Origin of the sequence: Pseudomonas fluorescens, assembly GCF_902497995.1 — a bacterium.
Lineage (GTDB): Bacteria > Pseudomonadota > Gammaproteobacteria > Pseudomonadales > Pseudomonadaceae > Aquipseudomonas > Aquipseudomonas fluorescens_BK.
Genome location: NZ_CABVII010000027.1, coordinates 12,408 through 37,699 on the forward strand (window position 1 = coordinate 12,408; position 25,292 = coordinate 37,699).

A 25,292-nucleotide genomic window follows, 5' to 3' on the forward strand; every position below is an offset into this window, starting at 1 on the left:
TCCATCTGAACACAACCAGTCAAAACCACCCGACCAGTGGCCAATTGCTTACCTCCCCCGCCTCTGCCACAATCGCGAACAATTCTCGTTAGTTAACACTTCCCAATCGGTGATACGGCGTGCCGTCAGTCCAAAGCCCCCAGAGTGAGCTCGTTGGTGCGTTGTATCGCGACCATCGCAGCTGGCTATTGGCCTGGCTGCGGCGCAACGTGGCCTGTCCACAACGGGCCGAAGACCTGAGCCAGGACACCTTCGTCCGCCTGTTGGGCCGTGATGAACTCAAGGAGCCTCGCGAGCCGCGGGCGTTTCTGGTGGCGATCGCCAAGGGCCTGCTGTTCGACTATTTCCGCCGCGCCGCGCTGGAACAGGCCTACCTGACTGAATTGATGCTGATCCCCGAGGCCGAACAACCTTCGGTGGAAGAGCAGCAACTGATTCTCGAAGACCTGAAAAACATCGACCGCCTGCTCGGCCAACTCTCGAGCAAGGCCCGGGCGGCGTTTCTCTATAACCGACTCGACGGCCTCGGCCACGCGCAAATCGCCGAGCGTCTGGGCGTGTCGGTGTCGCGGGTACGTCAGTACCTGGCCCAGGGCATTCGTCAGTGCTACATCGCGCTGTACGGTGAGCCGGTATGAACCCCGCCAGCTCCAAACCGGTGTCGGCGCAGGTGCTGGATGCCGCCATTGCCTGGCAACTGACCCTGGATTGCGGCAACCCGGTCGATCGCGAAGAATTCGCCAAGTGGCACGCCGCCCACGAAGAACATGCCCGGGCCTGGCGCCAACTGGGCATGCTCGATGCGCGTTTCAGCGCCGCCAGCGGTCCGGCCCGCAGCGCATTGCTGCAATCGCGCGAAAGCATTCGCCGGCGATTACGCAAACTGGGCAGCGGCGTGGCGAGTGTCATTGCAGTGATCGGCCTGGCGCTGTTCGCCGGCGATCGTTATCTGCCGCTCGACTATTGGCTGGCCGACCAGCGTACCGCCACCGGCGAACAACGCACCCTGCGCTTGAGCGACGGTACGCTGGTCAACCTCAATACCCACAGTGCCATGGACGTTCGCTTCGATGACAAGCAGCGGCTGATCATTCTGCAGGAAGGGGAAATCCTCGTCGAAACCGGGCATGGCGATGCCCGGCCGTTCATCGTCGAAACCCGCGAAGGCAGCCTGCGCGCGCTGGGCACCCGATTCCTGGTCAAGCGCGAGGAACAAGGCACGCGCCTGAGTGTGCTGCAATCGGCGGTGGCCGCCCGTGCGCAATCGAGTCCTGAAGAACAGATATTGCGCGAAGGCCAGCAAGTGCTGATGCGCAACAACGGCCTCGGCCCGATCATCGCCCTCAACCTCGGCGCCGATGCCTGGACCCGCGGCATGCTGGTGGTGGATAACGCGCGACTGGAGGACCTGATCAACGAACTTGGCCGTTATCGCCCCGGGCATTTGGGCGTCGCACCGGAAGTTGCCGACTTGCGAATCACTGGCAGTTTCCCGCTGAACGACACCGACCTGGCGTTGAGTGCCCTGCTGCCGACCCTGCCGGTGCAGATCGAACAGCACACGCCGTGGTGGGTGACGGTGGTGAAGGATGAAGCCAAACCCTGAGATTTTCTGTGTTTGACCCGACGCCATCGCGGGCAAGCCACGCTCCCACAGGTTTTGTGTCGTTCACGAAATCGGTGAACGACACGACCCCTGTAGGAGCGAGGCTTGCCCGCGAAGAGGCCCGTGAAAACAACACAACTACCAATCCAGACTCAGCTCCCGCAGTTGAATCAAAATTATTTTCATCCACCCCTATCACTTTTGCATTCTCGTTCGGCACCTAGGCAATTGAGAAATATTTCCATTCAGGAGCCGCCGTATGTCCCGTTCGCTAGACACCTTGTTACGCCCCGGTTTGCTGGCAGTCGCCATTGCCCTCTGTGCCCCTCTGGCCAGTGGTCAACTGATCGCCGCCGAACAGGCGTCCAGCGTTCGCGCCTACAACCTGCCGGCCGCGCCACTGGCCAGTACGCTGAACCAGATCGCCAGCCAGGCTGGCCTGGCGCTGTCGCTGAATCCTTCCCTGGTGGCAGGCAAAACCTCGGCCCCGGTCCAAGGCCAGTTCGACGCTGCCGGCGCCCTGCGTGAAGCCCTGCGCGGCACCGGTCTGCAACTGGAACGGAGCAGCGCTGGCACCTACACCCTGGTGGCCGTGCCCGAGGGTGCGATGGCGCTGCCGGAAACCGCCGTCATCGGCGTGGAAAACACCGAAAGCGCCTGGGGCCCGGTGCAGGGTTATCTGGCCACCCGCACCGCCGCCGGCACCAAGACCGACACCGCGCTGGTCGAAGCACCACGTTCGATTTCGGTCGCTACTCGCCAGCAGATGGACGACCGCAAAGTACAAAACATCGATGACGCCGTGCGCTACATGCCCGGTATTACCGCCAGCAGCTACGGCAGCGACACCCGCGCCGACTGGCTGCGGGTGCGCGGTTTCGAACCGACGCAATTCCTTGACGGCCTGCCGCTGCCCAAAGGCGTATACGCCAACCCGAAACAGGAAACCTGGAACCTGGATCGCCTCGCCCTGCTGCGCGGCCCGGCTTCGTCGGTGTACGGCCAGACCCCGCCGGGCGGCTTGCTGGACATGGTCAGCCGCCGCCCCAGCGCCGAGTCGAGCAATGAAATCCAGGTGCAATACGGCAGTGACAACCATCGCCAGATCAACTTCGCCAGCACCGGCAAGATCGACGAGGAAGGTCGGTTCCTCTACGGCCTGAGCGGTGTGATACGCGACAGCGGCACGCAAATCGACCACGTCGACAACAAGCGCTACAACATTGCGCCTAGCCTGACCTGGAACATTGACGACGACACCCGATTGACCCTGCTCACGCAGTTCACCCGGGACGATACCGGGACAACCAGTCAGTTCTACCCCATTCAGGGCACCAAGATCGACATGCCGTTCGGCAAGATCTCCCACCACAAGAATCTGGGTGATCCGAATTACGAATACTACGACCGCACCTACTACGCACTGGGCTACGCCTTCGAACATCGGCTGAACGATGTATGGCAGTTCCGGCAAAACCTGCGCTACACCAAGTCTGACCTGTCGTTCCAGGCAATCACCGTCAACAGCTACTTCCCGGAGTTCGGAATGGTCGTCGACGATGAAGGCAATACCGGGCGGGGCACTACCAATGTGGACGAAGATATTAGCCAGTTCGCGGTGGATAACAATTTCCAGGGCGACTTCGCCACTGGCGATATCCAACATACCCTGCTGATTGGGCTCGACCACCAGCGTAACAACACCAATTACACCTCGATCTTTGGTTCCGCCCCGAGCATCAACGTCAATCACCCGGAATATGGCTTGCCGATCACGCGCCCACCACGCTCCGCCGCATTCTATGACTACGACCAAAAAACTCGTCAGACCGGTCTGTACATCCAGGACCAGATGGCCCTCGACCAATGGCGTCTGACGCTCGGTGGTCGTGAGGACTGGGTGCACACCGGCACCAAGTTCTTCAATAAAGGCGACGCCACGAATACCGAGCGCGACAAGAAATTCAGCGCCAACGCAGCCATCAGCTACGTGTTCGACAACGGTTTCGTGCCCTACCTGTCCTACGCCGAATCATTCCAGCCGACCAGCAACGCCACGGCCTCGCCGACCGACTCGTTCAAGCCGACCGAAGGCCAGCAATGGGAACTGGGCATCAAGTACCAACCGCCTGGCAGCAACACCCTGCTGACCGCCGCGGTGTACAACCTGACCCAGAAAAACGTCTCCGTCACCACCACCAACTCGGACAACGTTGCGATCACCAGCCAGACCGGTGAAGTCAAAGTCAAAGGCCTGGAACTGGAAGCCGTTTCCGACGTGACCGACAACCTCAAGGTCATCGCCGCCTACACCCTGGCCAAGTCCGAAGTGCAAAAAGGCGACTTCAAAGGCAACCGCCTGCAACTGATGCCCAACCAACAGGCTTCGCTGTGGGCCGATTACACCTGGCACAACGGCGTGCTGGACGGCTTCGGCATCGGCGCCGGCGCGCGTTACACCGGCAATACCTACGGCGATCAGGGCAACACCTGGCTGGGCAAGGCCGACGCCTACACCCTGTTCGATGCAGCGGTTCATTACGACCTGGGGCGTCTGGACAATAGTCTCAAAGGCGCCTCCCTGGCACTCAACGCGACCAACCTGTTCGACAAGGATTACATCTCCACCTGCGACAGTTTTTATTGCTACTACGGCGACCAACGCAGTGTCGTCGCCAGTGCCACCTACAAGTGGTAATCGCTTGATCTGACACGCTCGATACCCAGGCCGTCCTATGAGGACGGCTTTGGTATTTCTGAAGGCCATGAAATGAAAAGTAAAACAATTCGCCGCTGGTCCTTCGTCCATACCTGGACCAGCCTGATCTGCACCCTGTTCCTGCTGATGCTGGCATTGACCGGCCTGCCGCTGATCTTCCATCACGAGATCGACCACCTGCTGGGCGATGCCGCCGAGTTGAAGCAGATGCCGGCGGACACCCCGCAGCTGAATCTGCAGCAGCTGGTACAGGCGGCAGAAAAACATCGTCCCGGCGACGTCATGCAGTACTTCGGCTTCGAGGAAGACGAACCCAACGCCGCGATCACAATCATGGCGGCCACTGCCGGTACCGAGCCGAATTCGTCGCACACCTTCATGCTCGACGCCCGCACCGGCGAAGCGCTGGAAATGCCGTCCGCCAACGGCGGTTTCATGATGGTCATGCTGCGCCTGCATGTGGACATGTTCGCCGGCCTGCCGGGCAAGCTGCTGCTGGCGTTCATGGGGCTTTTGTTCGTGGTCGCGATCGTCTCCGGGACCGTGCTTTATCTGCCGTTCATGCGTCGCTTGAGATTCGCCACCGTGCGCCAGGACAAATCCACCCGCCTGCGCTGGCTCGACTTGCACAACCTGATCGGCGTGGTCACCCTGACCTGGGCGCTGGTGGTCGGCGTGACCGGCGTCATCAGCGCCTGCGCCGACCTGCTGATCGCCGCCTGGCGCAACGACAGCCTCAACGCAATGATCGCGCCGTACCGCGACGCGCCAGCGCTGACGCAACTGGCGCCTGCCACCCGCCTGCTCGACATCGCCAAAGACGCTGCACCCGGCATGCAACCGGACTTCATCGCCTTCCCCGGCACCCGGTTTTCCAGCGAACATCATTACGCCGTGTTCATGAAAGGCAGCACACACCTGACCTCGCATTTGCTGACGCCGGTGCTGATCGACGCCAGCACCCTGCAAGTCACCGCCGTGGCCGAACGGCCGTGGTACATGGACGCCATGGGCATGTCGCAGCCGCTGCACTTCGGTGATTACGGCGGCATGCCGATGAAAATCCTCTGGGCGACCCTGGATGTGCTGACCATCATCGTGCTCGGCAGCGGCGTTTACCTGTGGGTCGTGCGGCGCAAGACTGCAAAACCCGTCCTTGAAAACGCGCAGGCTCAAGCATGAAGCCGCGACAGTCGAACTTCTGGAAGGTCTTCGCCACCCCGACCGTCATCGCCCTGCTCAGCGGCGCGGGCTTGTTCGCCGCGTTGCTGGGTGATGGCCTGTGGGATGCATTGAGCTGGCTGGGCCTGGGCGTTCCCGCCGTTCTAGCCTTGCGCGGATTGTTGCAACGCCCCTGACCCTTGTGGGAGCGGGCTTGCTCGCGAATGCGGTATATCAGTCAATAGAGATGTTGAATGTGACGCCCTCTTCGCCGGCAAGCCGGTCTCGCTCCCACATTGGATCTGTGCAGCGCTCAACTCGCGCTTGAGCTGGCGGATCAACGCGCTATGCTGCCGACACCGCCATCGACCGAGACGCCGCCATGTCCGCCCCCAGCATGACCCTCTACCACAACCCTTTATCCCCCTTCGTTCGCAAAGTCATGGTGTTGCTCCACGAAACCGGTCAACAAAACCGCGTGGCGCTGCAAAACTGCGTGCTGACGCCCGTCGACCCGGACCTTGCACTTATCGAGGACAACCCCCTGGGCAAAATCCCGGCCCTGCGCCTGGCCGACGGCAACATCATCCATGACAGCCGGGTCATCCTCGATTACCTCGATCACCAGCACGTCGGCAACCCGCTGATCCCCCGCGACGGCTCGGCCCGCTGGCGCCGCATGACCCTGGCCTCCATCGCCGACGGAATCATGGACGCCGCGGTGCTGACCCGCTACGAAGTGGCCCTGCGCGCGCCGGAAAAACACTGGGCCGAATGGCTGGACGGCCAACGCGACAAAATCCGCCGTGCGCTGGCATTGCTGGAGAAAGACGCGATTGCCGAGCTGACCAGTCATTTCGATGTAGCGGCAATCAGCGTGGCCTGTGCATTGGGTTATCTGGATTTACGTCACCCGGATCTGGACTGGCGTGAGGCGAATCCACAGCTGGCGGGCTGGTATTTCGAGGTGAGCCAGCGGGCTTCGATGCTGGCGACGATGCCGAAGGTTTGACGCCAGAAAGGGCAAAACCCTAGCAGTTCTGATAGTAGGCAACGACTGAAAAAGGATTGATGCTGAAGGCTCGGCTTTTTCGACCTTGCACGGAGCTCAGTCAATGCCTACCTCTACTCGCGAAATACTCTTGGGTCGCTACCATTACGACCCGCTCGATCGGCTTGTCGATTGCACGCCATTCGAACGGCCTGCCATTCAGCGCTATTACTGCAAGACGCGCCTGTCCACCGAATTGCAAGGCGCGGTGCAACGCACAATCGTGCAGCATGACGAGCAACTGTTGGCGCAGCAGCAGAGCGAGGGCGACAAGGCAACCGCCACATTGCTGGCGACTGATCAGCAGCGTTCGGTCTTGAATGCACTCGACGCGAACCAGCCTCATCCCCTTGCTTATACCCCCTATGGTCATCGTCCGATGGAGAATGGGTTACTCAGTTTGCTCGGGTTTAACGGTGAGCGACCTGACCCGGTGACCGGGCATTATCATTTGGGGAATGGATATCGGCAGTTCAATCCGGTGTTGATGCGGTTTAACAGTCCGGACAGTTGGAGTCCGTTTGGGGAGGGTGGGATTAATGCGTATGCGTATTGTGAAGGTGAACCCATTTTAAGGATTGATTCTGATGGACATGCCTGGGGTTCGGGTTTACTGAAGGCAATAGGAAGAAAGTTAAAAATCAGGCCATCAGGAAAGGCTAAACTTGCAGAAACGTTTAAAGCAAAACCAAAAGCAACTGCTCCATCGGATTTTTTTCCGGAAACCTTATGGTCAATGCAAGAGGCTAAAACTGGTAAGTCCGACACAACCGCAAAATTAATATATCAGGAACATTCCAATACTTTGATCTTGAAAAGAACAACGACAAACGAAAAATTCTCGTACGTCACAAATTCCAGAATCAACTCCAAAGGCCAGCGATTACCGAATCGCCCAGAGACAATGACCTCAATCACCCCTAATAAAGACCTAAAGGCAATAGATCCCGACACTTACGAATACGTCAAAGAAATCCAAAACAATATGGGATACCCGTATTTGACTGCGCAGAGAGCTAATGACATCGAGCATCCAAAAGTAGCCAGACGCATAAAAGAAATTCGTAACAGGCCTAAGGACACATCCACTTCCGACCCCCGTCGGTTTGAATATAGATCAGGGGGGTACTGATAGATAAATTAAAGGGTCAATCAAAAAAGGAGCGGATTTATTTGAGGTAGGGGGGCTAGGGGCCGGGCTAGGGGTCTACGGGCTAGGGGTCAGATTTATTTAAATAGGAGCATAAAACAGCGGGACAGATTTAAACCAAATCAATCTGTCCTGCTTTGTACCTTTCGTAATGTCCTTCGCTGTAATTATTTTTTGTGTCCGTCTCAACTCCCCCTGTGGGAGCGAGCCTGCTCGCGAAAGCAATATCAACGACAACCCACTTCTTGAATCAGTCCCGGGTGTGCTTCATCCCCAGACAATCAATCGACCGATCAACCATGGCCTTGGCGATCTCCAGCAAATGCCAGACTGAAAACACCATAGCCCTGTCCGCACCCTTGAGGTGGTCGCCGCATTGATAGGCGGTGACCGAGGCACAGCGCAACAGGTCGGCGATATAGAGTTGGGTGTCTTCGAAACTCACGTCATCACTGACGTTGTAGAACCGAAATTCATCCGGTGCCGACGGTTGTTCGCCGGTCAGGTAGAAATCGATCGCCCGGTAGAGCGCGGAGCGGTCTCTGAGGGGATCGTCGTTTCTGGTTGAGTTGGAGGGTGGATCGGGTACTGGTTTTTTCATTGGTAAAACTCCCGGTGTTAGTAGGAGCCAACCGATATCGCGACTAAACGAATAAGGGTGGCGGCTGCACGCAGGTTAGTCGACCGGTCACCAGGTACCCGGCGCACCCGAAGGTGCCCTACGCACAGCCACCATAGATTACAGGCAATAAAAAACCTGAACAGAGGTAGCGCTGTACGCCTGGTGAGATCCGGGCGACTAAACCCGATCACTGATGAGCAGTGACGGACCGAGAGTAGCCATGGGATTTCACGGGCGCAAGCGTGCGGAATAATCTAGGAAACGTCCTGCAAATGGAAGGGATTGGCGCTGTAGGAAGCCCGTTTTTCCTGTAGGAAAACTTACTTTTTGACGAGAGAGGTTTCCTGTGGCGAGGGAGCAGAAACGGCGAAACCCTAACAGTTCTGATAGTAGGCACCCACTGAAAAAGTAACCATGCTAAAGGCTCGGCTTTTTCGACCTTGCACGGAGCTCAGTCAATGCCTGCCTCTACTCGCGAAACCCTCTTAGGCCGCTACCACTACGACCCACTTGATCGCTTGGTCGATTGCGCGCCATTCGATCAGAAGCCTACTCAGCGCTATTACTGCAAAACACGCTTGGCCACCGAAATACAAGGCAGTGTGCAACGCAGCATCGTGCGGCACGACGATCAACTGTTGGCGCAGCAACAGCGCGAGAGCGGCAAGGTCGCTGCCACGTTGCTGGCCACCGACCAACAACATTCGGTATTGAATGCGCCGGACGCGACTCAACCCAATGCTCTCGCCTACTCACCCTACGGCCATCGTCCACGAGAAAACGGCTTGCTCAGCCTGCTCGGCTTCAATGGCGAACGGCCGGACCCGGTGACCGGGCATTATCATTTGGGCAATGGCTACCGGCAATTCAACCCGGTGCTGATGCGATTCAACAGCCCGGACAGTTGGAGTCCGCTTGGAAAGGGTGGGTTGAATGCATATGCGTATTGCCAAGGGGACCCCGCAAATATGAGTGATCCAAGCGGGCATCTCAAAATACCCAGGATACTTCGACCAAGAACTCCCCCACCATCCCCTCCACCCATACGCCCAGCCCGTGCTGTTATAACTCCTGGCCCGCTTCCACAAAGCGCCTATGACAACGTAATACCCAGTTATATGGATAGAACGGATCCAATGATAAGGCGTTTATACGAAGAGCCAGCTCGCGATTACCACTATCGTTTTGGGCGCACGATGGCTGGGCTCGAGAGCGGTGACGTCGGCCGCACAGAGCATTATGCGAATCTAAGAATCAGGGAGCATGGCCCAACTTCTTATGGTCAGCAGCCGTCGACGTCTGGTTACGCCGTATCCTCGCTTGCAAGCGGCGGAGCCATATCCCAAGCGGCCCAACCAGTACCCTCTGCGCCTCCATTGTCACAGTTTCGTAATGTCCAACGGCCTGAATCCCCTCTACCCTATAGTCCGCGACCAGATTCCCCTCCTCCTCCGTATAGTCCGCAACGACCAGATTCCCCCCCTCCGCCTTACCATTCGCTAGAATTTGGTTCCATTCCCAGCCGCGGAAACGATGTGCGTCGTAAATAACGGTATGAGCAACGGCATCAACGCTCGCCACGATGAAGATTTCGATCTTCGCGGGCTGTACCTACCCCATCGCGAGCCTGCTCGCGATGGCATCACACCGGATCTACTGGAAATAGCTGCGCAATCCGCGTCGCTAATTCCTCACCCTCCCGCTGATCCTCTCGCAGCCCCAGCGACCGGCTCATTGCACAGCTCCGATATCGAATTCCAGCGGCTCGGCCTTTTCCTGTTCAACCCCGTACCAATAGCCCCCCTTTCTGGCCTCAAGGCTTGACTACAGGAACGGCAAAACCCTAGTAGTTCTGATAGTAGGCAACGACTGAAAAAAAAACGATGCTGAAGGCTCGGCCTTTTTCGACCTTGCACGGAGCTCAGTCAATGCCTGCCTCTACTCGCGAAACCCTTTTAGGTCGCTACCACTACGACCCACTTGATCGCCTGGTCGATTGCGCGCCATTCGATCAGGAGCCTATGCAACGCTATTACTGCAAGACACGCCTGGCCACCGAAATACAAGGCAGTGTGCAACGCAGCATCGTGCAGCACAACGACCAACTGTTGGCGCAGCAACAGCGCGAGGGCGGCAAGGCCGCTGCCACGTTGCTGGCCACCGACCAACAACATTCGGTATTGAATGCGCCGGACGCGACTCGACCCAATGCCCTCGCCTACTCTCCCTACGGCCATCGTCCACGAGAAAACGGCTTGCTCAGCCTGCTCGGCTTCAATGGCGAACGGCCGGACCCGGTGACCGGGCATTATCATTTGGGCAATGGCTACCGGCAATTCAACCCGGTGCTGATGCGATTCAACAGCCCGGACAGTTGGAGTCCGTTTGGGAAAGGTGGACTGAACGCCTATGCCTATTGTGCTGGCAACCCAATTAGCCAAAGAGATCCGAGCGGTCACTATTTAGTTCCCGCAATGCAATTCGATGAGATCTTTATGAATAGTTATTCGCTTATGAAAGATACTAATTTGGGAAAAATACAGCTATTAAACGCAGCAGAAAAAAAAGCGGACTCCTTATTTGGCAGCATGGACAAATTGACTACATTGGCTAAAGATACGAAAAAAGACTCCAAAGCCATCCTAGCAGGTTATCTGTCCGAACGAGAAAAAACCGGATTTCTGGAAGAGTTAAAACAAGGAGAAAACCCACTCACCTACCTTAATAGAGCCGACCGACACATTAGAGAAACTCTTGAGAATAGAAATATAAGCCATGAGTTACTACAACCGGAAAATGGCTATGTACAACACTTGGACGAACGTCAACAAAGAAACCTTAGAGCATCCAAAATTGAGAACCAAAACGAACTCAACCGCACAGTTTCAAATTTACTGACTCTTCGAATTGAAGGTCCGAATCGTGCGGGCTCATCTTTCGACGCAAACACATGGTCGAAGATTGCTTCCGAAATAAGAAAGTGATGGAGGTACACTGCGATGGGATCACCCATACACTGATCCTGCCGCAATCCAATAGACCCACTGATGGATCCCCCTTCACCTTCACCGCCTCGCCGATCCCCTAGCAGTTCTGATAGTAGGCAACGACTGAAAAAATAACGATGCTAAAGGCTCGGCTTTTTGGACCTTGCACGGAGCTCAGTCAATGCCTACCTCTATGCGCGAAACCCTGTTGGGTCGCTACCACTACGACCCGCTCGATCGCCTCGTCGATTGCGCGCCATTCGAACAGGAGGCTATTCAGCGCTATTACTGCAAGACACGCCTGGCCACTGAAATGCAAGGCGCGGTGCAGCGCACTATCGTGCAGCACGACGATCAGCTGTTGGCGCAGCAGCAGAGCAAGGGCGACAATACGAGCGCCTCGCTCCTGGCGACAGATCAACAACGTTCGGTATTGAATGCGCTCGACGCGAACCTGCCTCACCCTCTTGTTTACACACCCTACGGGCATCGTCCGATGGAGAATGGTGTACTCAGTTTGCTTGGTTTCAACGGCGAACGGCGGGATCCGGTGACTGGACATTATCACCTGGGGAATGGGTATCGGCAGTTCAATCCGGTATTGATGCGATTTACCAGTCCCGATAGTTGGAGTCCGTTTGGGGAGGGGGGGCGTGAATGCGTATTCATATTGCGCAGGAGAGCCAGTGCTCGGAAGCGATCCTTCAGGACACTCGCACCTATTTAGAAGTCTATGGAAGGGGGTTAAAAACATATTTGGTAGAAAAGCACGTAAATTAAGCCGCGCAAAAAAGAGATACGAAGTTAACCTTAAAAGTTTCAATTCCGACTTTGCGAACCCTCGTCAATTAAGTCGTACAGAATCTCTTTTCTTGAATACCAAGGCTTCAAAAAACGCCAAACCCAATGCTAGGGTAGAAGCCCTCTTGAACTCGGAAAAAAACTACCCAGATGGAAGACAGTTGATTTTCGGTCTAATCAAAAACGATCCATCCTATGAGCGTATTTTATTCCTTTATGAGTCGCGATCGCAGTTGCGCACCCCCCACACTAATGCGAAGACCAGGAGGATAGTCGACACTGGCATCAAAAACTCCGAAATCAGAGAAGGCTTGTAGGAGGTCGCCCAGCCTGCAAAGAGGCTGCGCTTTCGCGCAGAGAACATGCCGATAAATCGGCAAATAATTTATCTTAAAAATCAATGAGATAAATTTTGTCCTATAAGAGCTGGGGACTTAGATCCAGACCTGTGAAACGCAGAATAGTCCCACGTGAAAGGATCAACAATCCGGCTTATCCGCCGTAAACCGCCGAGCCGGATTCACCGCAGCCCCAAACTCACGCAACGCCTTCGCCCCAATCAGCAACGGATAATTAAAGCTGCTGCGATCAGTCAGATTGACCTCAACCGTGCGCTTGACGTTACCCAGGCACAACTCCAGATCAACCACTGGCCGCTTGGTGGGTGCGACGTCTTCGTCGTCATCCTCGCCTTCTTCGGAGCGGGTCTTGATCTTGCTGATCCGCGCGACCTTGTGTTCGTAGACCTTGTTGCTCGCGTCCTTGGTGCCAAGGCGGAAGCGCACCCATTCATCGCCGTCACGGGTAAAGGTTTCGATGTCCTTGGCCGACAGCGACGCGGTCAGGGCGCCGGTGTCCATTTTGGCCTTGAGCACTTCGCCGCCGATTTCCGGCAGCGAGATGTATTCATAGCGCCCGTACAGGGTCGGCTCGGCAGCCAGGATTGGCAGGGCCACCAGGGAGAGCAGTGCAAGGAGGGATTTCACGTAATGGGCTTCCTTGGGAAAATTGGGGTGTCGACCGCGGAATTTTAGACCGTCAGCAGGGAATTCGTTCGTTCTTCAGATCGCTTCGCGGGCAAGCCCGCTCCCACAGGGTTTCGGGTTCGTTACAAAAAATGTGGTTAGCACAGGCTTCCTGTAGGAGCGGGCTTGCCCGCGAAGAGGCCAGAACAGCCACTAGCGCAACTTGACCTGTATGGCATCGCTCTAACATACCCAGGCAAAGGTGAAACATTCGTCACCACCGATTTGGCCTCTCGGCCGAAGCTGCCTATCATGGCGCGCCCAAACGCTTTCAAGAGTTACTTATGCGCCGCCTGCTCACCGGCTGTTTCGTTACCCTGTTGTTGTTGCTCAATACTCTGGTCCTGTTCGGGCCGCTGATGGTGTTCGCCTTGCTCAAGCTGGTCCTGCCGGGGCGTTTTCGCGATTACGCCTCCTGGGCGGTGATGTGGATCGCTGAAACCTGGGCCGAGATCGACAAGCTGATTTTCCACCTGTGCATCCCCACCCGATGGGACATTCGCGGCGGCGATGACCTGCGCCGCGACACTTCGTATCTAGTGATCAGCAACCATCAATCCTGGGTCGATATCCCGGCGCTGATCCAGACCCTGAATCGACGTACGCCGTTCTTCAAGTTTTTCCTCAAGAAAGAATTGATCTGGGTGCCCTTCCTCGGCCTGGTCTGGTGGGCGCTGGATTACCCGTTCATGAAACGCTATACCAAGGCGTTCCTGGCGAAGAACCCGGAGCTGGCCGGCAAGGACCTGGAGATCACCCAGGCTGCCTGCGAGCTGTTCAAGCGGCAGCCGGTGACGGTGGTCAATTATCTGGAAGGCACTCGGTTCACCGCCGCGAAAAGCACCCGGCAGCAATCACCCTTCACCCACCTGCTCAAACCCAAGGCAGGCGGTGTGGCCTTCGTGCTGGCGGCGATGGGCGAACAACTGGATGCCATTCTCGATGTGACGGTGGTGTATCCACAGCAAAGGATTCCGGGGTTCTGGGACTTGATCAGCGGCAATGTGCCGCGGGTGATCGTCGACATCAAGACCCGCGAACTCGACCCCGCGCTGTGGCAGGGCGATTACGAAAACGATCCGGTGTTTCGCCAAACCGTCCAGAACTGGGTCAACCAGCTCTGGATCGAAAAGGACCGGCGCATCGACGCCTTGCGCGCCGAGCGCCGCTGAATCAGCTACCGGTGGCGGTGCCGGCACCCCAGATCCCGCCCAGGCTTTGCAGCAACGAACCGCCGACGCCCTGTTGACCGAAGTATTGCAGGATTAGCGGGGCAAACTGGGCGATCATGCCGGTGTCCATGCCCAAGGCGCTGAACGCATTGTTCAAGTCGTTGGTGTCCTTGACGGCGCCCAAGGCGTTGTCCAGGCCGGCCGCCTTGCCAGACGAACCAAGCAACCCGGCGAGGGCGCCCAGCTCACCACCGCCCGACAGCTTGTCGATCCCCGGTACGCTTTTGGCCAGCTCCGAATAGTCGGTCGAGCTCAATTGATTCTTCGCCAGCCCCAGCATCGCACTGGTGCCGCCAACGGCCTGTTGTGGCGTCACATTCAATTGGCTTAGCGCACTCAGCAGGCTGGCCGTCTCGGAAGTCGGGGCGGCTGCGGTGGCGGCGTTATCGCCTTTCATGCCGGAAATGGCATTGGCCGCATCGTTCAGGCTGAACTGAGCAAAGACCGGGCTGGCGGCCAGGGTCATGAGCGATGCCAGTGCAAAACCGCGTGAAATCTTCATTCAGACATCCTCTTGTGTCATGAAACCGCCTGTTGATCGACGGAAAACTGCCGGTTTGACCAGGCAGCTGCCGGCATGTTCCTCAGCGCTGCGCGTATTTTTGCACCCGCTCACGCACCTGTGGCGAGGGATCTTGCTCCCGCTCGGCGGCGCAGCCGTCGCGAAACAGGTAGACGCGGTGTGTCTGACAGATCGATATATCAGTATTTGGGCCCGCTTCGCAGCCCAACAGGAGCAAGCTCCCTCGCCATAGGATTGATGTGTGACGTAAATAAAACGGCGACCAGAAGGTCGCCGTTCTTTTCCTCGTTAGGCCTTACGCCGCGCTAAACATCTTATGCGGATCAATCACAAACTTCTTCGGCACACCCGCATCAAACTCGCCATAACCCTGCGGCGCCTGATCCAGGCTGATGACCTGAACGCCCACCACTTCGGCAATGTTGATACGATCCCACATGATCGCCTGCATCAACTGGCGGTTGTACTTCATCACCGGCGTCTGCCCGGTGTGGAAGCTGTGGGATTTGGCCCAGCCCAGGCCGAAACGAATGCTCAGGCTGCCCATTTTCGCGGCGGCATCCACAGCACCTGGATCTTCAGTCACGTACAGGCCAGGAATACCGATCTTGCCAGCCACACGAACCACACCCATCAGCGAGTTGAGCACGGTGGCCGGAGCTTCGTGTTTCACGCCGTCATGGCCGTGGCCGCGCGCTTCGAAGCCTACGGCGTCGACGGCGCAGTCCACTTCCGGCTCGCCCAGCAGTGCGGCGATCTGTTCGTGCAGCGGGGTGTCCAGGGACAGGTCGGCGATTTCGAAGCCCTGGGCCTTGGCGTGCGCCAGGCGGACGGTATTGACGTCACCGATGATCACCACGGCCGCGCCCAGCAGGCGAGCGGAAGCGGCAGCCGCCAGACCTACCGGGCCGGCACCGGCGATGTACACGGTGCTGCCTGGGCCGACGCCGGCGGTCACTGCGCCGTGGTAACCGGTGGGCAGGATGTCGGAGAGGCAGGTCAGGTCACGGATTTTTTCCATGGCGCGATCGCGATCCGGCAGTTTCAGCAGGTTGAAGTCGGCGTACGGCACCATGGCGTATTCGGCCTGGCCGCCGGTCCAGTCGCCCATGTCGACATAGCCGTAGGCACCGCCCGGGCGCGCCGGGTTAACGCTCAGGCAGACACCGGTGTGCATTTCCTTGCAGGAACGGCAGCGCCCGCACGCGACGTTGAACGGCACCGAGACCAGGTCGCCGATTTTCAGGTTTTCGACGTCGCTGCCCTTCTCGATCACTTCGCCGGTGATTTCGTGACCCAGTACCAGACCGGTCTGGGCGGTGGTACGACCGCGCACCATGTGCTGGTCGGAACCACAGATGTTGGTGGAGACCACGCGCAGGATGACGCCGTGTTCGATTTTCCTGCCGCGCGGGTCCTGCATTTTGGGATAGTCGATTTTCTGTACTTCGACCTGGCCATTGCCGAGATACACGACACCACGATTACCAGACATGCTTTCACCTCGCTGTTGTTTTTATGTAGCGGTCGCGTCGCCCGGGATCGGCGGCGCGTTGATTGCTTGGGTTATTGCCTGTGTGTCTTGCGTTGTTCGTGAGGGCCTCTTCGCGGGCAAGCCTCGCTCCTACAGGATTGAGGTCGTGCCCATTTTCCTCGGGCAATCTCACTCCTGTAGGAGCGAGGCTTGCCCGCGAAAGCGATTTAAAGAACGACTGTTCTATTCGCGTTAAGAAACACCCTGCGTTCAATGTGATAACCCACCGCCCTGGCCAGGGTCAGCCCTTCGATATCCCGCCCCTTGGCGATCAGATCTTCGGGGTAATGACTGTGGTCCACAGCCTCAACGCCCTGCGCAATGATCGGGCCTTCGTCGAGGTCGTTGTTGATGTAGTGCGCCGTCGCGCCGACCAGTTTCACGCCCTTGTTGTAGGCCTGGTGATACGGCTTGGCGCCCTTGAAACCCGGCAGCAGGGAGTGGTGAATGTTGATCGCCTTGCCGTCGAGTTTGCGGCACAGCTCTGGCGACAGGACCTGCATGTAACGCGCAAGAATGACCAGCTCGGCGCCGGATTCTTCGATCACTTGCCAGACCTGGCGCTCCTGGGACGGCTTGTCGTTCGGGTCCAGCGGGAAATGGTAGTAGGGAATCTGGTGCCAGTCCGCCAACGGCTTGAGGTCCGGGTGGTTGGAGACCACGGCGGCCACGTCCATGGACAACTGGCCGATGCGCTGGCGGTAGAGCAAGTCGTTGAGGCAGTGATCGGCCTTGGAGACCATGATCACCACTTTCGGCCGATAGTTCGGCGCGGTCAGTTCGAAGATCATGCCGAAGGCTTCACCCCGTTCCGCGAGACCGGCGCGAAAAGACTGCTCATCGAAGCCGTCGGGCTGGCGGAATTCCACGCGAATGAAGAAACGACCCGAGAGTCGGTCATCGAAGGAATGGTGCTCGGTGACGTAGCAGCCCTGCTCGAACAGAAAGCGGGTCACCGCGTCCACGGTGCCGAGGACGCTTGGGCAGTCGGCGGTCAGAATCCATGTGTCTGGGGCGCGGCTCATAGTGCGGTGACTCCTGTTGTTATGGGCAACCGCTGCGCGGTTGATCGCGGGCAAGCCTCGCTCCTACAGTTTCGCGTCGTTCGCGGGAAATTCGCACAACTCGGTTCTGTAGGAGCGAGCGGGCGGCGATCCGACTTGCCCGCGAAGGCGATCTCAAGCCTGCACACTAAGCCCGTATTCAGCGGCCGCGTCCTGCAACCACAACCACCAGTAATCCGAGAAGCTGCGACGGATCAGCAGTTCCCAGGTGTCTTCGGCGGTGTGGCGGATCATCAGTTGCGATTTGGCAAACACAGTGCCCACCGCCTTGCCGACCGGAAAGCTGTTGGGGTGCACGTCGTAGCTGGTGGATTTCATCAGCACCTGGCGCACGTTCGGGCCGCTCAGTTCGAGGAGCTGCTGGCCGCCGCTGACGTTGACGATGGCGATGTGCAGGTCGCCCAGCGCTTTACGCAGTTTTTGCTCGACGGCGAATTCTTCGCCGGTCGGCACGATCAGCAGCCATTCATCCGGCCCCATCCATTGCAGGCTGGTTTCGCCTTTGACGATGACGGTCAGCGCACCTGGCAATTCAATGCCCAGGGCTTTGTGCACGCCAGCGGCGAACGCGGCATCGTGGCCATCGCCACGAAGGGTCAGGTGACCGAGGAGTTTTTTCTCACGCACGATCACGCCGGCGCTTTTGCGGCCCTTGCCCACCAGGCTGGCGAGGTCGGCATGATGCAGCGACGACTCGGCCTTGGCCCCGGTGGTTGGGCGTTGTTGGTAAACATTGGCTGCGGTCATAAAGCACCTGTTCCTGAATTCTGTTGTGCGGTTGGTCTCAACCCTTATGGTGACTGGGCTGCCGTCTTCGCGAGCAAGCCCGCTCCCACATTTCGACCGCGGTCCCCTGTGGGAGCGGGCTTGCTCGCGAATGGGCCGACTCGGTGTCATTGCCCACCCACAAGATCTAGGGCCACTAGATGTTCTGGCGATCACCCTTCGGATCGAAGAACACCGAAGAAACGATTTCCGCCTCGATCACGCTGCCATCGGCCAGCGGTGCGAACACGCGCTCGCCCAGGCGCTTCAGGCCGCCCTTGACCACACCCATGGCAAACGAATAACCCAGGGAATTGTGCAGGTAGCTGGAGGTGACGTGGCCAACCATCGTCATCGGAATCGCTTGCTTCGCATTCAGCACAAGCTGTGCACCTTCCGGCAGCCATTTGGTCGGATCGATCGGCTTCAGGCCCACCAACTGTTTGCGTTGATCACGCACGCAGTCTTCACGGTTCATCCCACGCCAGCCGATCCACGAGAACGGTTTGGTGCGACCGACACACCAGCCCATGTTCAGGTCGTCCGGGGTCATCGAGCTGTCAGTGTCCTGACCGACAATGATGAAACCCTTCTCGGCCCGCAACACGTGCATGGTTTCGGTGCCGTACGGCGTCAGGTTGTATTTCTTGCCGGCATCGACGATTTTCTCGAGCACGCCCATGGCGTAGTCGGCCTGCACGTTGACTTCGTACGACAGCTCGCCGGTAAACGAAATCCGGAATATCCGCGCCGGTACGCCGCCGACCAGGGCTTCTTTCCAGGTCATGAACGGGAAAGCTTCATTGGCCAGATCGACGTCGGTGACTTCGCTGAGCAGCTTGCGGCTGTTCGGCCCGGACAGGGTCATGGTTGCCCAGTGGTCCGTCACGGACGTGAAGTACACCTTCAGGTCTGGCCATTCGGTCTGGTGGTAGATTTCCAGCCATTGCAGCACGCGTGCAGCGCCGCCGGTGGTGGTGGTCATCACGAAATGGTTATCGGCCAGGCAGGCGGTCACGCCGTCGTCGAACACCATGCCGTCTTCTTTGCACATCAGGCCGTAACGCGCCTTGCCCACGTCGAGCTTGGTCCAGGCGTTGGTGTAGATACGGTTGAGGAATTCACGGGAATCCGGGCCCTGGATGTCGATCTTGCCCAGGGTCGAAGCGTCCAGCAGGCCGACGCTGTCGCGCACGGCTTTGCATTCGCGCTTCACGGCGGTATGCAGGTCTTCACCGTTTTTCGGGAAGTACCACGGACGTTTCCACTGACCGACGTCTTCGAATTCGGCACCGTTTTTCACGTGCCAGCGATGCAGCGCAGTGAAACGCACCGGCTCGAAAATGTGCCCACAGTGGCGACCGGCTACGGCGCCGAAGGTCACCGGCGTGTAGTTCGGACGGAACATGGTGGTGCCCATCTGCGGGATGGTCACGTTCAGCGAACGGGCGGCGATGGCCAGGCCGTTGACGTTGCCGAGCTTGCCCTGATCAGTACCGAAACCCAGTGCGGTGTAGCGTTTGACGTGCTCGACCGACTCGAAGCCTTCGCGGGTCGCCAGTTCGATGGCGGCGGCGGTGACGTCGTTTTGCAGGTCGACGAATTGCTTCGGCGCACGTGCGGTGTTCTTTTCGTGCGGCACCTGGAACAGCGCCAGCGTCGGCTCTTCGAGACGGCCCAAGGCTTTCGGCAAGGTGCCTTCGACCCCACTGAAACCGGCTTCGCTGGCTGCGCGAGCGCCGCCTTCAAAACCATCGGCCAAGGAATCGCCAAGGCCGTAGACGCCGTTGATGCCACCGACACACACGCGTTTTTGCGGTGCTTCGCCCGGTACGAAACCGAGGATGTCTTCACGCCAGATCGGCTTGCCGCCCAGGTGCGAAGCCAGGTGAACCACCGGGCTGTAACCGCCGGAACTGGCGACCAGGTCGCATTCAAGCCACTCACCAGGACTGGTCACGGTGTGCGCTTTGACATCGATGGCAGCAACGCGAGCAGCGGTAACGTGCTTGCTGCCACGGGCCTCGATCACAGCACTGCCGGTCAGGATGCGGATGCCTTTGGCGCGAGCTTCTTCAACCAGCGCACCGCGCGGGTTGCTGCGGGCGTCAGCGATGGCCACGACTTGCAGGCTGGCGTCGAGCCAGTCCAGAGCAACGCGGTAGGCGTGATCGTTGTTGGTCGACAGCACCAGTTTTTTACCCGGTGCCACGCCGTAACGACGCACGTAAGTCGACACAGCGCCAGCCAGCATGTTGCCCGGCACATCGTTGTTGCCATAAACCAGTGGACGCTCGTGAGTACCGGTCGCCAGCACCACACGTTTGGCGCGAACCCGGTGGATGCGCTGACGCACCTGGCCAATCGGTGCGCGGTCGCCGAGGTGATCGGTCAGGCGCTCGTGAATGGTCAGGAAGTTATGGTCGTGATAACCGTTGACCGTGGCGCGCGGCAACAGCAGCACGTCCGGGGTGTCTTTAAGCTCGGCGATGACGCTGGCGACCCACTCGGTAGCAGGCTTGCCGTCGAGGCTTTCGCGGGAGTCGAGCAGGCTGCCGCCGAACTCTTCCTGCTCATCGGCGAGGATCACGCGGGCACCGCTGCGGGCGGCTGCCAAAGCAGCAGCCAGGCCAGCGGGGCCACCACCGACGATCAGCACGTCGCAGTGCTGGTTCATGTAGTCGTAGGTGTCCGGATCGTTCTCGGTCGGCGAGCGGCCAAGACCGGCCGCCTTACGGATGTACTTCTCGTAAGTCATCCAGAACGATTGCGGGTACATGAAGGTTTTGTAGTAGAAGCCCGGCGGCATCAGCTTGCCGCCGACCTTGCCGAGAATTCCCATCATGTCGTTGTTAACGTTTGGCCAGCCATTGGTGCTGGTGGCGACCAGGCCTTGATACAGCGCTTGTTGCGTGGCGCGTACGTTCGGGATCTGGGTGGCTTCGGTCGCGCCGATCTGCAGCACGGCGTTCGGCTCTTCGGCACCGGCGGCGAAGATGCCGCGTGGACGAGAATACTTGAAGCTGCGACCGATGATATCGACACCGTTGGCCAGCAGGGCAGCGGCCAGGGAGTCGCCTTCAAAGCCTTTGTAGCTCTGGCCGTTGAACGTGAAGTTCAGCACTTTGTTGCGGTCGATCCGACCACCGTTGGACAGGCGATTGATCTGGCTCATACCTTCGCTCCCAGAGCCTGCGCGGCCGCTTTCTGAGTGTCAGCCTTGTCGGTGAATTGCGGCTTGGTGCCGATCTTGTAGGTTTCGAGAATCTCGTAGGTCACGGTGTCGCGAGTGGCGTTGAAATACTGGCGGCAACCGGCGACGTGATCCCACAGTTCGTGGTGCAGACCGCGCGGGTTATCGCGGAAGAACATGTAGTCGCCCCACTCCTCGTCGGTGCAGCTGGTCGGGTCCAGTGGGCGCGGGATGTGCGCCTGGCCGGATGCATGGAATTCCTCTTCGGAGCGCAGTTCGCCACAGTGAGGACAGAAGATATGCAACATAGGGATTTCTCCTGTTAGTGGGCGACTGCTGCAGCGCCGTGTTCATCGATCAACGCACCGCTGTGGAAGCGGTCGATGGAGAAAGGTGCGGCCAACGGGTGCATTTCACCCTTGGCCAGGCTGGCGGCAAACACGTTGCCCGAGCCAGGTGTGGCCTTGAAGCCACCGGTGCCCCAACCGCAGTTGAAGAACATGTTCGGTACCGGGGTTTTCGAGATGATCGGGCACGCATCCGGCGTGGTGTCGACGATGCCGCCCCACTGCCGGTTCATGCGTACGCGGGACAGCACCGGGAACATCTCGACGATGGCCTGGATGGTGTGCTCGATCACCGGGTACGAACCACGCTGGCCGTAGCCGTTGTAGCCGTCGATACCGGCGCCGATCACCAGGTCGCCCTTGTCGGACTGGCTGATATAGCCGTGCACGGCGTTGGACATGATCACGCTGTCGATAATCGGCTTGATCGGCTCGGACACCAGCGCTTGCAGCGGGTGGGATTCGATCGGCAGACGGAAACCGGCGAGTTTGGCCATGTGTCCGGAGTTACCGGCGGTGACCACGCCGACGCGCTTGGCGCCGATGAAGCCCTTGTTGGTTTCAACACCGATGCACACGCCGTTTTCCTTGCGGAAACCGATCACTTCGGTCTGCTGGATCAGGTCCACGCCCAGTGCGTCGGCGGCGCGGGCAAAGCCCCAGGCCACGGCATCGTGACGGGCCACGCCGCCGCGACGCTGGACGGTGGCGCCCATCACCGGGTAGCGCGTGTTCCTGGAGCAGTCGAGGTACGGAATCTCGTCGGCCACTTGTTTGGCATCGAGCAGTTCACCGTCCACGCCGTTGAGGCGGTTGGCGCTGACCCGACGCTCGGAATCACGAATGTCCTGCAGGGTGTGGCACAGGTTGTAGACGCCGCGCTGGGAGAACATCACGTTGTAGTTCAGGTCCTGGGACAGGCCTTCCCACAGCTTCATCGCGTGTTCGTACAGGTGCGCCGACTCGTCCCACAGGTAGTTGGAGCGAACGATGGTGGTGTTGCGCGCGGTGTTACCGCCGCCCAGCCAGCCTTTCTCGACCACGGCCACGTTGGTGATGCCGTGCTCTTTGGCTAGGTAGTAGGCGGTCGCCAGACCATGCCCGCCACCGCCGACGATGACCACGTCGTAGACCTTTTTCGGGGTCGGCGTGCGCCACATGCGCTGCCAGTTTTCATGGTGGCTGAGCGAGTGTTTGAAGAGGCCGAAGCCCGAGTAGCGTTGCATAGTCATTTACTCCAAAACCGCACTCAGCGATAAACCGGGAAGTCCGCGCACAGTGCCGACACTTGCTGGGCGACATTGGCCTCGACATCGGCGTCGCCGAGGTTGTCGAGGATGTCGCAGATCCAGCCGGCCAGTTCTGTGCACTGGGCGACCTTGAAGCCGCGAGTGGTCACCGCCGGGGTGCCGATGCGCAGGCCGGAGGTCACGAACGGCGACTGTGGATCGTTCGGGACAGCGTTCTTGTTCACAGTGATGTGGGCGCGACCGAGTGCTGCATCCGCCTCTTTGCCGGTCAGGCCCTGACGGATCAGGCTGACCAGGAACAGGTGGTTATCGGTGCCGCCGGACACTACATCGTAGCCGCGTTTGATAAACACGCCGGCCATGGCCTGGGCGTTGTCGATCACTTGTTGCTGATAGACCTTGAAACCAGGCTCCAACGCTTCCTTGAAGCACACGGCCTTACCGGCGATCACGTGCATCAGCGGGCCGCCCTGGGCACCCGGGAAGACCGCGGCGTTGAGCTTCTTCTCGATTTCTTCGTTGGACTTGCACAGGATCAGGCCGCCACGCGGACCACGCAGGGTCTTGTGGGTGGTGGTGGTCACCACGTCGGCATAAGGCAGCGGGTTCGGGTACAGGCCGGCAGCGACCAGACCGGCGACGTGCGCCATGTCGACGAACAGCAGGGCACCGACCTTGTCGGCGATCTGACGGAAGCGCGGGAAGTCGAGGGTCTTGGAGTAGGCCGAGAAGCCGGCGACGATCATCTTCGGTTTGCACTCGACGGCCAGGCGCTCGACTTCGTCGTAATCGATCAGTCCGGTCTTGGTGTCGATGCCGTACTGCACGGCGTTGTACAGCTTGCCCGAGGACGACACTTTGGCGCCGTGGGTCAGGTGACCGCCGTGGGCCAGGCTCATGCCGAGGATGGTGTCGCCGGCTTGCAGCAGGGCCAGGTACACGGCGCTGTTGGCCGAGGAACCGGAGTGCGGCTGGACGTTGGCGTAGTCGGCGCCGAACAGTTGCTTGGCGCGCTCGATGGCCAGCGCTTCAACCTTGTCGACGTGCTCGCAGCCACCGTAGTAGCGCTTGCCCGGATAGCCTTCGGCGTATTTGTTGGTCAGGCCGCTGCCTTGCGCTTCCATCACGCGCTTGCTGGTGTAGTTCTCTGACGCGATCAGCTCGATGTGATCTTCCTGGCGTTGCTCCTCGGCATCCATCGCCGCCAGCAGTGCATCGTCGTAGCCTTTGATCTGGTCTTGCTTGCTGAACATCGCGTCTCTCCCAGCGGCGGTGGTGCGCCATTCGTCTCGGTGAGGCACTGGCGTTTCGGCAGTGCCCTTTGAATGCGATGGTATGACCGGCGCAGACAGGCCAAATGCCTACGGACGCCACGTAAAGGTGCGTTTACGACATGGTAGGAAATGGCACGCCGAACACCTTCTCCAATCCAGCAGAGAACCCTGTGGGAGCGGGCTTGCTCGCGAAAGCGTCAGGTCAGTCAACATCAGTGGTGGATGACCCACCGCATTCGCGAGCAAGCCCGCTCCCACAGGGGTTATGAGGCGACTTGACGGACGAGTAGCAGCAGTAAGAAATGCAGTGGATACAAGGCATACGCCCACCGCCGCATCGGTGGCGGCTTGAAATGCCCGGCATGTCGCAACAAGACCAGACCCAGCAATGGCGCGATCAGACAAACGGCGATGCCGAGAACGGCTGCCCCACTGCCCAACCGGGCCGAGTAATACAGCACTTCCCATTGATTGGCAGCCAGGCAGATCAATCCCGGCAACAGGCTGTAATACCAGGGCCGCCTGATCACCAGCAACATCACCCACGGCAACAACACCCCGAAAAAACCGAACATCAGTCGTTCCGTGAACAGTGCCGCGAGCACAACGGCAGCGACCGCCAGCAGTCGCGATTGCAGCAGCGGTTGCTGCCAGCCACGCGCCACCAACAGGCCCAGGACCAGCGTGGGCAATACGTTCAGGGTATCGGGATCAGGAATGAACATTCGGTAGGGCATTTCACTGATGGCGCTAAACAGCACCAACCACCCCAGATAACGCCACTGGCCGTCGGTCGTTGCGCTTCGGGCCCGCGACAGATTGGCCGCCATCGCCAGACAGAACCACGGGAACGCCAGCCTACCGGGCACATACAGGACATCGACGGAATAACCGACATATCGCAGGTGATCGAGCACCATGCTCAACAGCGCCAGCCACTTCAGCAGATCCAGTGCCCCGTCCTGTTGAGTCATGTGCATAATTGCCC

Annotated in this window: 23 protein-coding genes; 11 read left to right on the forward strand and 12 right to left on the reverse strand. The window is 58.9% G+C overall.

What is annotated here, in order from left to right; translation table 11 throughout:
- The first annotated feature begins 119 nt into the window (after window positions 1-119).
- The 7 genes from F8N80_RS25515 (at window position 120) to F8N80_RS25545 (ending at window position 7,669) form a co-directional block, all read left to right on the forward strand.
- Window positions 120-638, forward strand: a complete 519-nt coding sequence (locus tag F8N80_RS25515) for an RNA polymerase sigma factor (protein WP_150745752.1) — start codon at window positions 120-122, stop codon at window positions 636-638.
- Window positions 635-1,606, forward strand: coding sequence for a FecR domain-containing protein (locus F8N80_RS25520; RefSeq protein WP_150745753.1), 972 nt, complete (start codon window positions 635-637; stop codon window positions 1,604-1,606). Before F8N80_RS25515 ends, F8N80_RS25520 begins: the two co-directional genes overlap by 4 nt.
- 259 nt (window positions 1,607-1,865) lie before the next feature.
- Window positions 1,866-4,304, forward strand: coding sequence for a TonB-dependent siderophore receptor (locus F8N80_RS25525; RefSeq protein ID WP_150784950.1), 2,439 nt, complete (start codon window positions 1,866-1,868; stop codon window positions 4,302-4,304).
- A 72-nt stretch (window positions 4,305-4,376) separates the two neighbouring features.
- Window positions 4,377-5,507, forward strand: a complete 1,131-nt coding sequence (locus F8N80_RS25530; protein WP_150784951.1) for a PepSY-associated TM helix domain-containing protein — start codon at window positions 4,377-4,379, stop codon at window positions 5,505-5,507.
- Window positions 5,504-5,683, forward strand: coding sequence for a hypothetical protein (locus F8N80_RS25535; protein WP_150745756.1), 180 nt, complete (start codon window positions 5,504-5,506; stop codon window positions 5,681-5,683). The genes F8N80_RS25530 and F8N80_RS25535 overlap by 4 nt, the downstream gene beginning before the upstream one ends.
- Window positions 5,684-5,868: 185 nt before the next feature.
- The gene (locus tag F8N80_RS25540) at window positions 5,869-6,498 is read left to right on the forward strand and encodes a glutathione S-transferase (RefSeq protein ID WP_150745757.1); all 630 of its coding nucleotides are present in this window, start codon (window positions 5,869-5,871) and stop codon (window positions 6,496-6,498) included.
- Window positions 6,499-6,601: 103 nt separating this feature from the next.
- Window positions 6,602-7,669 carry an RHS repeat-associated core domain-containing protein gene (locus F8N80_RS25545; protein WP_150784952.1) on the forward strand — a complete coding sequence of 356 codons (1,068 nt, stop codon included), beginning with the start codon at window positions 6,602-6,604 and terminating at the stop codon, window positions 7,667-7,669.
- Between the two features lie 268 nt (window positions 7,670-7,937).
- Here F8N80_RS25545 and F8N80_RS25550 read toward each other — a convergent pair whose 3' ends face one another.
- Window positions 7,938-8,288 (reverse strand): DUF6124 family protein, encoded by a 351-nt coding sequence (locus F8N80_RS25550; protein WP_150784953.1) that lies wholly within the window; start codon window positions 8,286-8,288, stop codon window positions 7,938-7,940.
- Window positions 8,289-8,794: 506 nt separating this feature from the next.
- Complete coding sequence (locus tag F8N80_RS32245) at window positions 8,795-9,043, reverse strand: hypothetical protein (RefSeq protein ID WP_440131197.1); 249 nt, start codon at window positions 9,041-9,043, stop codon at window positions 8,795-8,797.
- Here F8N80_RS32245 and F8N80_RS32250 point away from each other — a divergent pair.
- From F8N80_RS32250 to F8N80_RS31745, 3 genes are all read left to right on the forward strand, one after another.
- Entirely contained in the window at window positions 8,927-9,859 is a 933-nt protein-coding gene (locus F8N80_RS32250; protein ID WP_440131196.1) for an RHS repeat-associated core domain-containing protein, read from the forward strand. The genes F8N80_RS32245 and F8N80_RS32250 overlap by 117 nt on opposite strands.
- 378 nt (window positions 9,860-10,237) lie before the next feature.
- Window positions 10,238-11,293 carry an RHS repeat-associated core domain-containing protein gene (locus tag F8N80_RS25560; RefSeq protein WP_150784955.1) on the forward strand — a complete coding sequence of 352 codons (1,056 nt, stop codon included), beginning with the start codon at window positions 10,238-10,240 and terminating at the stop codon, window positions 11,291-11,293.
- Between the two features lie 184 nt (window positions 11,294-11,477).
- Window positions 11,478-12,023 (forward strand): RHS repeat-associated core domain-containing protein, encoded by a 546-nt coding sequence (locus F8N80_RS31745; RefSeq protein WP_318186180.1) that lies wholly within the window; start codon window positions 11,478-11,480, stop codon window positions 12,021-12,023.
- Window positions 12,024-12,576: 553 nt separating this feature from the next.
- Here the strand turns inward: F8N80_RS31745 and rloA2 are convergent.
- Window positions 12,577-13,083 carry a retropepsin-like aspartic peptidase RloA2 gene (gene rloA2, locus F8N80_RS25570; protein WP_150745762.1) on the reverse strand — a complete coding sequence of 169 codons (507 nt, stop codon included), beginning with the start codon at window positions 13,081-13,083 and terminating at the stop codon, window positions 12,577-12,579.
- 323 nt (window positions 13,084-13,406) lie between these two features.
- Between rloA2 and F8N80_RS25575 the strand changes: the two genes are divergently transcribed.
- On the forward strand, window positions 13,407-14,294 hold the full coding sequence (locus F8N80_RS25575; RefSeq protein ID WP_150784956.1) for an acyltransferase: 888 nt from the start codon (window positions 13,407-13,409) through the stop codon (window positions 14,292-14,294).
- Between the two features lies 1 nt (window position 14,295).
- On the opposite strand, the gene F8N80_RS25580 is transcribed toward F8N80_RS25575, so the two are convergent.
- The 9 genes from F8N80_RS25580 to F8N80_RS25620 form a co-directional block, all read right to left on the reverse strand.
- Window positions 14,296-14,856 (reverse strand): DUF2780 domain-containing protein, encoded by a 561-nt coding sequence (locus tag F8N80_RS25580; RefSeq protein WP_150784957.1) that lies wholly within the window; start codon window positions 14,854-14,856, stop codon window positions 14,296-14,298.
- Window positions 14,857-15,172: 316 nt separating this feature from the next.
- Window positions 15,173-16,372 (reverse strand): formaldehyde dehydrogenase, glutathione-independent, encoded by a 1,200-nt coding sequence (gene fdhA / locus F8N80_RS25585; RefSeq protein WP_150745766.1) that lies wholly within the window; start codon window positions 16,370-16,372, stop codon window positions 15,173-15,175.
- A gap of 206 nt (window positions 16,373-16,578) precedes the next feature.
- Complete coding sequence (gene purU / locus F8N80_RS25590; RefSeq protein ID WP_007981374.1) at window positions 16,579-17,436, reverse strand: formyltetrahydrofolate deformylase; 858 nt, start codon at window positions 17,434-17,436, stop codon at window positions 16,579-16,581.
- A 153-nt stretch (window positions 17,437-17,589) separates the two neighbouring features.
- A complete protein-coding gene (locus tag F8N80_RS25595; RefSeq protein WP_150745767.1) occupies window positions 17,590-18,222 on the reverse strand; it encodes a sarcosine oxidase subunit gamma in 633 nt (210 codons plus the stop codon).
- A 175-nt stretch (window positions 18,223-18,397) separates the two neighbouring features.
- Window positions 18,398-21,415, reverse strand: coding sequence for a sarcosine oxidase subunit alpha (locus F8N80_RS25600; RefSeq protein WP_150784958.1), 3,018 nt, complete (start codon window positions 21,413-21,415; stop codon window positions 18,398-18,400).
- Entirely contained in the window at window positions 21,412-21,741 is a 330-nt protein-coding gene (locus F8N80_RS25605) for a sarcosine oxidase subunit delta (protein ID WP_150745769.1), read from the reverse strand. The genes F8N80_RS25600 and F8N80_RS25605 overlap by 4 nt, the downstream gene beginning before the upstream one ends.
- A 14-nt stretch (window positions 21,742-21,755) precedes the next feature.
- Entirely contained in the window at window positions 21,756-23,006 is a 1,251-nt protein-coding gene (locus tag F8N80_RS25610) for a sarcosine oxidase subunit beta (RefSeq protein ID WP_150745770.1), read from the reverse strand.
- A gap of 23 nt (window positions 23,007-23,029) precedes the next feature.
- The gene (gene glyA / locus F8N80_RS25615; RefSeq protein WP_150745771.1) at window positions 23,030-24,283 is read right to left on the reverse strand and encodes a serine hydroxymethyltransferase; all 1,254 of its coding nucleotides are present in this window, start codon (window positions 24,281-24,283) and stop codon (window positions 23,030-23,032) included.
- 284 nt (window positions 24,284-24,567) lie between these two features.
- Complete coding sequence (locus F8N80_RS25620) at window positions 24,568-25,284, reverse strand: TraX family protein (protein WP_150784959.1); 717 nt, start codon at window positions 25,282-25,284, stop codon at window positions 24,568-24,570.
- Window positions 25,285-25,292: the final 8 nt, after the last annotated feature.

Bases quoted from the DNA above. Each gene is read 5' to 3' on its own strand.
- F8N80_RS25535 (WP_150745756.1), top strand. From the start codon at position 5,504: ATGAAGCCGCGACAGTCGAACTTCTGGAAGGTCTTCGCCACCCCGACC.
- F8N80_RS25575 (WP_150784956.1), top strand. From the start codon at position 13,407: ATGCGCCGCCTGCTCACCGGCTGTTTCGTTACCCTGTTGTTGTTGCTC.
- F8N80_RS25560 (WP_150784955.1), top strand. From the start codon at position 10,238: ATGCCTGCCTCTACTCGCGAAACCCTTTTAGGTCGCTACCACTACGAC.
- F8N80_RS25620 (WP_150784959.1), bottom strand. From the start codon at position 25,284: ATGCACATGACTCAACAGGACGGGGCACTGGATCTGCTGAAGTGGCTG.
- F8N80_RS25550 (WP_150784953.1), bottom strand. From the start codon at position 8,288: ATGAAAAAACCAGTACCCGATCCACCCTCCAACTCAACCAGAAACGAC.
- purU (WP_007981374.1), bottom strand. From the start codon at position 17,436: ATGAGCCGCGCCCCAGACACATGGATTCTGACCGCCGACTGCCCAAGC.
- F8N80_RS25610 (WP_150745770.1), bottom strand. From the start codon at position 23,006: ATGCAACGCTACTCGGGCTTCGGCCTCTTCAAACACTCGCTCAGCCAC.
- F8N80_RS25530 (WP_150784951.1), top strand. From the start codon at position 4,377: ATGAAAAGTAAAACAATTCGCCGCTGGTCCTTCGTCCATACCTGGACC.
- F8N80_RS25595 (WP_150745767.1), bottom strand. From the start codon at position 18,222: ATGACCGCAGCCAATGTTTACCAACAACGCCCAACCACCGGGGCCAAG.
- F8N80_RS25520 (WP_150745753.1), top strand. From the start codon at position 635: ATGAACCCCGCCAGCTCCAAACCGGTGTCGGCGCAGGTGCTGGATGCC.
- F8N80_RS25600 (WP_150784958.1), bottom strand. From the start codon at position 21,415: ATGAGCCAGATCAATCGCCTGTCCAACGGTGGTCGGATCGACCGCAAC.
- F8N80_RS31745 (WP_318186180.1), top strand. From the start codon at position 11,478: ATGCCTACCTCTATGCGCGAAACCCTGTTGGGTCGCTACCACTACGAC.
- F8N80_RS25580 (WP_150784957.1), bottom strand. From the start codon at position 14,856: ATGAAGATTTCACGCGGTTTTGCACTGGCATCGCTCATGACCCTGGCC.
- F8N80_RS25525 (WP_150784950.1), top strand. From the start codon at position 1,866: ATGTCCCGTTCGCTAGACACCTTGTTACGCCCCGGTTTGCTGGCAGTC.
- F8N80_RS25605 (WP_150745769.1), bottom strand. From the start codon at position 21,741: ATGTTGCATATCTTCTGTCCTCACTGTGGCGAACTGCGCTCCGAAGAG.
- fdhA (WP_150745766.1), bottom strand. From the start codon at position 16,372: ATGTCTGGTAATCGTGGTGTCGTGTATCTCGGCAATGGCCAGGTCGAA.
- F8N80_RS25545 (WP_150784952.1), top strand. From the start codon at position 6,602: ATGCCTACCTCTACTCGCGAAATACTCTTGGGTCGCTACCATTACGAC.
- F8N80_RS25540 (WP_150745757.1), top strand. From the start codon at position 5,869: ATGTCCGCCCCCAGCATGACCCTCTACCACAACCCTTTATCCCCCTTC.
- glyA (WP_150745771.1), bottom strand. From the start codon at position 24,283: ATGTTCAGCAAGCAAGACCAGATCAAAGGCTACGACGATGCACTGCTG.